Origin of the sequence: Paenarthrobacter sp. CM16 (genome assembly GCF_013179505.1) — a bacterium.
Taxonomy (GTDB): Bacteria; Actinomycetota; Actinomycetes; order Actinomycetales; family Micrococcaceae; genus Arthrobacter.
The window spans coordinates 1-8519 of record NZ_JABMCX010000208.1 but is presented as its reverse complement, the minus strand read 5'-3'; the positions used below and the strand labels follow the sequence as shown (position 1 = coordinate 8519).

Here is an 8519-nt window from a genome sequence, read left to right as displayed (position 1 = left end):
TCCTTGTACACGTACACGTTGCCCACCACCGCCGGACACGTACCCTGTTCGCAGATGAAGTCGCTCATATCCATCAGGTAGAGCCGTTCCACCTTGCCCACGTAGTCGTCCAAAGGCGACGACGCCGCCAGGGACTCCTCAAGCGGGGCATTGCAGTCCGGCGAATCAGGGCCCTTCTTCTGCACACACTCGGGCATGTTGATGCTGAAGCGGGGGTTGTCTCGGACGCCCACAACGTCGATTCCGGCATCGGTGAAGGGCTGGATACCTTCGAGGTAGCCAGGGACTTCAGTCTCGAAAGGTGCTGTGGCATGGGTCAGCGAGGCCACAGTGAACACCGCATCCGGCTGGCGTTCCATGACATAGGCGGCGCTAGCCTTGTTGAACTCGTTGCACTCCTCCGTCCTTTCAGGGGACTCTGCGCCAAAGCGGCAACTACCCTTCAACAGAGTCACCACTTCCCATCCGTGCTGTTTGGCGATGGGGCCCAGCGCAGCCATATATTGCTGCGCATGCGAATCCCCGAGCACCACAATCTCCTTGGTGACTTGCTCTGGCTCATCGTTCTGCAGGCACCCCTCCAGCAACGGATCCGTGGGCACGTTGTCACCGGTGCACAGACCGTCAATGTCTGCCCATTCGTCCTTCATTGCGGCCGGCGCCGGAATAATCATCGCTTCCTGGGTGGGTTCACCAACGAACTCCGACGAGAGGGCGGCCGCGCCGGGGGTCAGCTCCTTGGGCTGCCCGGCGATCGCTGCGCTTTCGGATGCGATGGCACCCTGCCATACGGTGACGGGCAGCGCCAGCAGCGCACCGCAGGAAGCAATCACGACGGCGGCACGCCAGGACCGGACGTTGGGCCAATGCCAGCGCCGCAGGGGAACTTCCACGTACTTGGTGGTGGCTACAGCCAGCAGCATGGATGCGGCCATGATCGCCAACCCTTGGAGGAGATTGGGTGTGCTCGCCCCGGAAACCAGCAGGAAGAACACCAGGACCGGCCAGTGCCACAGGTAAAGGGCGTAGGAGTTGTCCCCCACCAGGACCAGCGGACGTGAGCTGAGGAACCGGTCCACACCGAAACGGCTGTGGCTCTGACCGGCGATGATGACGGCCGCGGCGGCCAAGGTTGGCCAGAGCGCAATGAAGCCTGGGAATGAGCGGTCCACTGTGAGGACCAGTCCGCAGGCCAGCATCGCGGTGATGCCTGCCCAGCCCAGGAAAACGCGGAGTCGTCGTCCGGGCTTGAGGTAGGGAAGAGCCAAGGCCAGCATCGATCCCAGGGCGAACTCCCACAGGCGGGCCCGGGTGTCAAAATACGCTACGGCCTGATTGCTGGCGGTCTCTTCAATGGAAAACGCCAGGGATGCCACGAAAACGGCCCCGAACACCATGAAGAGGAGCGTCCGGTGGGCCACAGCCTTCCGATCAGGGAAGAGCCTGGCCAACTGCGGTTGCAACAACGCGACGGCGGCGAAGACCAGCGGCCACAGGATGAACACCTGGCCCTGCACCGAGAGGGACCAGAAGTGCTGGAGCGGGCTCGCACCCGCATGGTCCTGGGCATAGTAATCAACGGCCGTCTCCGCCAGTTGCCAGTTCTGCCGGTACAGCAGCGACGCCCACGCCTCTGCGAGGACATCGGGCCAGCGGCTCTGCGGAATGAAGGCCCACGTGGCTGTGAGGACGCCCAACAAAACCACGACGACGGCCGGCAACAGCCGCTTGAAGACGTGAAGCCAGTGCTGCAGCAACCTCAGCGGTTTCCCGCTTTCAAGTTTGCGGGTGAAGGACAGTGTCAGCAGGAAAGCCGAGATGAGCAGGAAAACATCCACTCCGCCGGAAACCCTGCCAAGCCAAATATGATAGGCCGCCACCATCACCACAGCCAGGGCCCGCAGGCCCTGGACCTCCGGACGGAAGCCGGGTTTCGACGTCGTGCGCTGCTCCTGGGGAGGTGCCGCCACGGCAGTAGGTGCGTCCATCATCGCTGCCACCCCGTCGCGGCAAACCACCTTTCCTCAAACATCTCAGCCATGCTGGTCACGTACGTCCTGGACAAGTGGTTATCGTCCAAATACACGAACACGTTTCCCACTACGCTGGGGCAAGTAATGCCGTCGCAGAGGAGGTCCGTCATGTCCAGGAAGGCTGCGTTGCCGAACGTTCCATGGACGGCTGCGAAGGGGCTCTCTGCGGCAAGGACCTCGGGAAGGTCGGACTTGCAGTCGGCGCTGTCCACACCCTTGGACAACGCACATTCGGTGACGTTGTAGTCATAGCGCGGGTTGTCACGAATGGCCACCACCTCAATGCCGAGGTCATTGAAGTTGGTCACCGTCTGCTCAAAGCCGTACACCAACTGCTCATCCGGTGACGAGGGAGAAGCCATGGTACCCACCATGAAAACGGTGTCCGGAGCCTTCTCCGCGGCGTACCTGAAAGCGGCGGCGTTGAAGTCGTTGCAACCAGGGTCAGCATCCGGGTTCTCCGGCATGAAGTGGCATCCGCCCAGCAAGAGGGCAGTCACTTTCCAGTCCTCAGCCTCGGCCAAGGGGCCAAGGGCGGCAAGCCATTGCTGGGAATGGGAGTCGCCCAACACCAGGATTTCCCGCTCGGCGTCCTCCCCCACGCCATTCTGCTGGCACTTGTCCTGCAGTTGCTTGTCCTCCGGCTTGGCATCGCCCTCGCAGGGGCCGGCCAGCTTTGCCCAGTCTTCCGGAAGTTGCTCAGCAGTGGGCAGCGTCTTGGCGCCATCGCTGACCAGATCCACGTAGCCGGGGACCAGCGCGTGGGCACCGGGGTTGTCGTTGAACGCCTGGGCCTGCGCTGCTTTGAGGTCCAGGTCCTGCTTGTATTGGAACCCCAACAACGGCGCGCACGCCACGGCAAGGCAGGCTGCGATGGCGATGGCCGAACGGCGGCGCTTGACCTCGGGCCACTTCCATTCCCGGAACGGCTTCTCCACGTACTTGGTGGTCAGGAATGCGAGCACCAGCGACAAAGCGATGATGACCGTTCCAGACAGCCAGCCTGCGTGATCCTTGCCGCTCCATGCCAGTGCGATCACCAGGATGGGCCAGTGCCACAGGTAGAGGGCGTAGGAGTTGTCACCGAGCCGGACCAGGAATTTTGAACTCAGGATCCTGTCCACGCCCAAACGGCTACCGGTCTGGCCGGCGGCAATAACGGCAACTGCAGCCAAAGTGGGCCACAGGGCAACAAAACCGGGGAATGCCGTCTGCACCTGCAGCAGAACGCCGCAGCTGAGCATGGCTGCCACGCCGATCCATCCCATGATGATGCGCACAGGCTTGGCGAAGTTCAGCCCCGGAAGAATCAGCGCCAGCAACGTGCCCAAGGCGAACTCCCACAGCCGCGCAAACGTATCGAAGTACGCCACAGCCTGGTTGGTCGCCGTGAAAATGACGGAGTAGGTGAGGGAGAGGACAAAAATTATCGCAAAAACGTATGCGAGGGTGGCCCGGTACCTCAGGCTGAACCGGCGGCAAAGAACCGCGACGGTAGCGAAAATGACCGGCCACAAGATGAACACCTGGCCCTGGATGGAGAGGGACCAGAAGTGCTGGAGCGGACTGGCGAGGCTGTGGTCGGTTGCGTAGTAGTTCACGGCCAGGCCCTGCAGGAGCCAGTTTTCGAAGTAGAACAGTGAAGCCCACGCCTGGTGGACCACCTCCACCCACCGTGTGGGCGGAAGGAAGGTAAATGTCGCCGCGAGCGTGGCCAGGAGAACCACCACGACGGCGGGCAGCAGCCGCCGGAACAGGTGCAGCCAGTGCCGCACAAGATCCATGGGACGGCCCTGTTTGTAGCGGCCGGTGAACTGCAGCGTCATAAGGAACGCCGAGATCAGGAGGAAAACATCCACGCCACCGGAAACCCTGCCGATCCAGATGTGGTAGCTCACCACCATCAGGACGGCAAGGGACCTCAAGCCTTGGATCTCGGGGCGGAACTTCGACTTTGCAACGGGTCCGGAAGACCGCCTGCCGGCGCGGGCAGGGGCTGGGATCGTTGGCATAGTCACGTTAGGCAGTTCCTCAAAAGCTGTGGCACAAAGCATCCATCATACGCCGGTCAGGGGCTCCAACCCAGTCGGCGCCGTCCAATGGACCGGTCCTTCAGGGTCAATCAGCTCATGTCCGGCTGTGCATTTTGCCAGTCCTGCCTGTGCGTGGCCTGTGCCTGAATCATCGGAAAGGGATCCACACGGAACTACGCTGGAGCCGGGTCAACGGAAGGGAAGCAATGATCGTACAGCTGCGCATCTGCGTGCCGGCGGAGTTGTCCGAAGCCGTCCTGGAATGCTGCTCCGGACTGACAGGGACTGCCGGAGTGGCCGTCTTCAAGGGTGCTTCCGTGGTACCTGCCGGCGATCTGATAACTGTCCAGATTGCGCGGGAATCCGCGGAAGAACTGATCGAACGGCTGCATGCCCTCAAAGTTCCAGACCACGGGTCAATCTCTATCTCGACACCGGACCTCGTTCTGTCCGAGCGCGCCGACCAAGCGGAGAAAGAGGCTCCCGGCGAATCGGCCGACTCGGTTATTTGGGACGAGGTTTCCACGCAGACGGGCGAGGACTCCAAACTGACATGGAGTTTCCTGGCGTTCCTGGTGATTGCGACGCAGCTGGCCGCGATCGGGATTGTGACCGATTCAACCATCGCAATTGTTGGCGCCATGGTGGTGGGCCCGGAGTTTGGGCCCCTCGCCGCATTGGCGGGAGCAGCGGGCATGTTGTCCATGATCAGCCACAGGTCCTCGGCCCTGGTGGGCGTCTTCATCTCAGTCACCACTGTGCCCGCCGCAGGGTACGTTGCCATCGCCTTGGTCTTGGGCGAATACAGCCAAGCGGCCGGATCAGCGCTGCAGCTTGCCCTGAACCTGGTGGGCATCGTCTCAGCAGCCGCGGCTGTGTTGCTGTTTTACCGGCTCATCGGCAAGCGGGTTTCCTTGCCACGGCGACCATCCCGCTCCGGACGGCGTTCCATTGCCAGCCTGCGCGCCAGGTAGCGGGCGTCCCGGCACACTCCGGGCAGCGTTGCCGAGGCTGCCGCGAACAGGAACTCCTGGCCGATGAAGTAGACGCCGGGAACGTCGTTGGCCACTCCCCTGGTCTGCAGGGGCTCACCACGCTCGTCGAAGACCGGCAGCTTCACCCATGAGTAGTCCTCGTGATAGCCGGTGCACCAGATGACGTTCGCGGCTTCCATGCGCGTCCCGTCCTCTAAAATCGGGACGCCAAAAGAAATCCCTGCCAGCCTCGGGCGCAATTGAACCCCGGCCGCAGCCAGATCCTTGGTCTTTGTCCGGATCAGCGGGGCAGCCATGGACTTGAAGCCCGGGGCAGCCTTTCGCCCGATCGGCGTGTTGAGTGTCAGGACGTGGACGCCAAGGAACTTGACCACAGGCAGGGCAAAACGGGCTGCTGCGCGGCCGTGCTTCATTGGCATTTCGCCGCTGGGCCTGCCGGACAGCACCGTGTGATGAGAGGGGGCGACGTCAAGGGCAATCTCCGCTCCGGAATTTCCGAGCCCCACCACCAGTACAGTTCCGTCCCGCAGTTGCCCGGGGTTCTTGTAGTCCTGTGAATGAAGTTGGAGTACTTCAGGATCAAGCTCTTCTGCAAACGCAGGCCGTTGAGGAAGACGGTGTCCGCCGGTGGCAATCACCACATTGCGCGAGCGCCACGTATGATCGGCCGCCCGGACAACGAAACCCTCGCCCTCGGCCCTGATTTCCTCCACGGAAACGCCGGCCACGAACGGGAGGTCAAAGCGGCGGACATAGTCTTCCAGGTAGTCGGCCAGTTGGTCTTTTGTGGGGAAAGCAAGGCGGTCTCCGGGGAAGGGCCGGCCGGGAAGTCCGTCATATTTGGCGGGTGTGAACAGCTTGAGGGAGTCCCAGCGCTGACGCCAGGCATCCCCTGGCCTTTCGTGCTGATCCAGAATGAGGAAATTGCGGCCTTCCTTGGCCAACCAGTACGCGAGCGCGAGTCCGGCCTGGCCACCGCCCACTATCAAGGTGTCCACGTCGGTGTGCTGCTGGTCTATGTACCTCTGGTCCGGGTACTGCTGCGAATCCATGGCCGGTCTTCCTTCCGTTCTCGGATCTTAGGGGTCCTGATACAGCCAAGCTACGGTCCCGGCCCCTGCCGTCGCTTCGGCAGAATGACGCATTTGCTTTTCTACGGCGTGGGTATTTCTGCGCAGTAGGTGATAGAGGGACCGGCCGAAAGGTGCGAGAGGTGATAGCGCGTCAGCGGATGAGGCCGTGCTCGAAAGCGTGGCTGGTTGCAGCTGCCCTGGACGGTACCGCGAGTTTGGAAAGGATGTTGCTGACGTGCCTGGCTACGGTCTTTTCGCTCAGGTACAGCTCCCGGGCGATGATCCGGTTTGAGTGCCCACCCGCCACCAGCCGAAGGACTTCCATTTCCCTTGCCGTGAGGGAGCAGGAGTCCTTGGGCTTTTCACCGGTGAGCTCCAGTACTTCGGCAACGGCCGGTGTTCCTCCGAGATCGGAAAACTCCGCTTTGGCCGCTTCGAACTCCATGGCAGCAGTATCCGGATCGCCGAGCAGTGCATAAGCGCGGCCCGCAAGCACACGGCAACCGGCCGCATAGTAGGGGGCTTCGAGGCTATACCAGATCCGCCAGGCACTCCTCGCGTCACGGAGGGCGGCGGTGGCATCGCCCTCGGCCAGCGAAACCTGGGCACCTGCTTGCGAAGCGAGCGCCAGTTCAAGGGGCTTGCTTCCGCTGTGCTGTGGTTCCCTTAATTCGTTCAAGGCGGCCCTGGCAGCGGCCACATCTCCCAGGGCAAGTTCGACCTCGACGGCGGCAGGGAGCAGGCGGCGACGATTGGCGGTTTCCGCTCCCTCCAGTGCACGGCGCATGGTGGCTTGGGCCTGGATCGCCTTACCCTGCGCAAGCTGCAGGAGCGCGATGCCCGGAACGGGCTCGAAACCCGTTCCGGCCGCTGTGCCATAGGCTTTCGCAGCTTCAGCCAGGAATCCTTGCAGCCGCAGGACTTCGCCTTGCTGGTACCAGGATCCGAATGTTGCGTCGGGGTCGCCCTTACGGACCCGGCCTTCTGCGGCACGTGCCACCGCGAGAGCTTCGTCCCAAGCGCCGTGCAAGATCAGGAGCTCGGCCCGGTAGGCCTGGCATTGTCCGCTGAACATGACCATGTCCGGACGTTCACCACACCAGCGTTCCAAGGCTGAGGTCCACTCGTGGGCACGCCTGACGTCATGCGAGAGGCGGCAGCTTCCCAGGACCGCACAGTAGATGATGCCCGCTGGTATGGGCGAAATCTCCCCCGAGGTGACCGACACCATGACTTCGTCCAGGAGTTGGAGTCCTTCCTCCACGTTTCCCAGCGATACGTGTGAGGTACCTACACCGAGTTGTCCCAGTGCCTGAAGGTCTTTGTCGTGGAAGGACCGGCCCAGTTCCAAGGCCCGGCCGAACATTTCATGGCCCGTACCAGGGTTGCCGGAGCGAAGCGCGCCCAGGGCAGCGGGAATGAGGAGGTAGCCTTCGGCGGCGCATGGTCCTGCCATGCCCTCCAGCAGGTGCCTGGCGCGGGACAACCAGCCATTGCCCTGCGCATGCTCGCCCATGTCCATCAGGAACATGACCAGCCACGCGGCACAGCGGGCGGCACTGTCTATATCCCCTATGGTCAGGAATTCGTCGTGGGCTCGCGCGAGGTACGCCACGCTCTGGGCGTTCAATCCAAGCAGCATCGCCACGGAGGCGGCCAACTCAATGTCCTGGGGAGGCAGTCCGCCCTCGGAATCGGCGCGGACGAGGCAATCCAGGGCATCGTTCCAGCGGCGCTCGTGAAATGCTGAGCGTCCCAGGTCCAAGTCTGTGTCCGGGGCTGTCATGGCTCACCTGCGGGTGGGTGGCGGCCGGGTTAATGCCCGAGCCGCAGCTTTTAGCGTCAGGTTACTGCCGTCGTCGAACGCTCACAATAGCTTGGGCAGGCGTACCTGCGGGCGTCCGGAGACGCACGAAGCCCCGGCCACGCGAACGTGACCGGGGCTTCAATGAAACAGGCTGCTAGTGGCTGTGGCCTGCGTGTGCGTCTTCTTCCTCAGCCGGCTTCTCGGCAACCAGGGTCTCGGTGGTGAGAACCAGGGCAGCAATGGAAGCGGCGTTACGGAGAGCGGAGCGGGTGACCTTGACGGGGTCGATCACGCCGGCGGCGATCAGGTCCTCGTACTCGCCGGACTTGGCGTTGAAACCGTGGTTGGCTTCCAGCTCGGAAACCTTGGCAACAACAACGAAGCCGTCGAAGCCGGCGTTCTGGGCGATCCAGCGCAGCGGCTGGACCAAGGCACGGCGGACGATGCCCACAGCAGCTGCCGCGTCACCTTCCAGCGCCTGGACGGCCGGGGACTCATCCAGTGCCTTGAGGGCGTGGATGAGTGCGGAACCGCCACCGGAAACGATGCCTTCTTCAAGTGCTGCACGCGTGGAGGAA

At 62.7% G+C, this 8519-nt stretch carries 6 protein-coding genes; 1 reads left to right on the top strand and 5 read right to left on the bottom strand.

The features are described from left to right. Both HP499_RS16890 and HP499_RS16885 read right to left on the bottom strand, forming a co-directional pair. Positions 1-1991, bottom strand: a 1991-nt coding sequence (locus HP499_RS16890) for an acyltransferase family protein (protein ID WP_172325372.1), incomplete at its 3' end; no start/stop codon positions are given. After that, on the bottom strand, positions 1988-4045 hold the full coding sequence (locus tag HP499_RS16885; RefSeq protein ID WP_253951650.1) for an acyltransferase family protein: 2058 nt from the start codon (positions 4043-4045) through the stop codon (positions 1988-1990). The genes HP499_RS16890 and HP499_RS16885, both read right to left, overlap by 4 nt. 227 nt (positions 4046-4272) lie before the next feature. Here HP499_RS16885 and HP499_RS16880 point away from each other — a divergent pair, with 227 nt between their 5' ends. Further along, positions 4273-5040: a DUF389 domain-containing protein gene (locus HP499_RS16880; RefSeq protein WP_172325370.1), complete on the top strand. Its 768-nt coding sequence runs from the start codon at positions 4273-4275 to the stop codon at positions 5038-5040. Here the strand turns inward: HP499_RS16880 and HP499_RS16875 are convergent. The 3 genes from HP499_RS16875 to HP499_RS16865 all read right to left on the bottom strand — a co-directional run. Then, positions 4953-6113, bottom strand: a complete 1161-nt coding sequence (locus tag HP499_RS16875) for an NAD(P)/FAD-dependent oxidoreductase (RefSeq protein ID WP_172325369.1) — start codon at positions 6111-6113, stop codon at positions 4953-4955. The genes HP499_RS16880 and HP499_RS16875 overlap by 88 nt on opposite strands. A 172-nt stretch (positions 6114-6285) precedes the next feature. Next, positions 6286-7920 (bottom strand): response regulator transcription factor, encoded by a 1635-nt coding sequence (locus HP499_RS16870; RefSeq protein ID WP_172325368.1) that lies wholly within the window; start codon positions 7918-7920, stop codon positions 6286-6288. A 175-nt stretch (positions 7921-8095) separates the two neighbouring features. Beyond that, the coding region (locus tag HP499_RS16865; protein ID WP_305849747.1) for a TCP-1/cpn60 chaperonin family protein at positions 8096-8519 on the bottom strand (424 nt) is incomplete at its 5' end.

Excerpts from the sequence above, each read along its gene's own strand:
- HP499_RS16885 (WP_253951650.1), bottom strand. The coding sequence starts at position 4,045 with ATGCCAACGATCCCAGCCCCTGCCCGCGCCGGCAGGCGGTCTTCCGGA.
- HP499_RS16880 (WP_172325370.1), top strand. The coding sequence starts at position 4,273 with ATGATCGTACAGCTGCGCATCTGCGTGCCGGCGGAGTTGTCCGAAGCC.
- HP499_RS16875 (WP_172325369.1), bottom strand. The coding sequence starts at position 6,113 with ATGGATTCGCAGCAGTACCCGGACCAGAGGTACATAGACCAGCAGCAC.
- HP499_RS16870 (WP_172325368.1), bottom strand. The coding sequence starts at position 7,920 with ATGACAGCCCCGGACACAGACTTGGACCTGGGACGCTCAGCATTTCAC.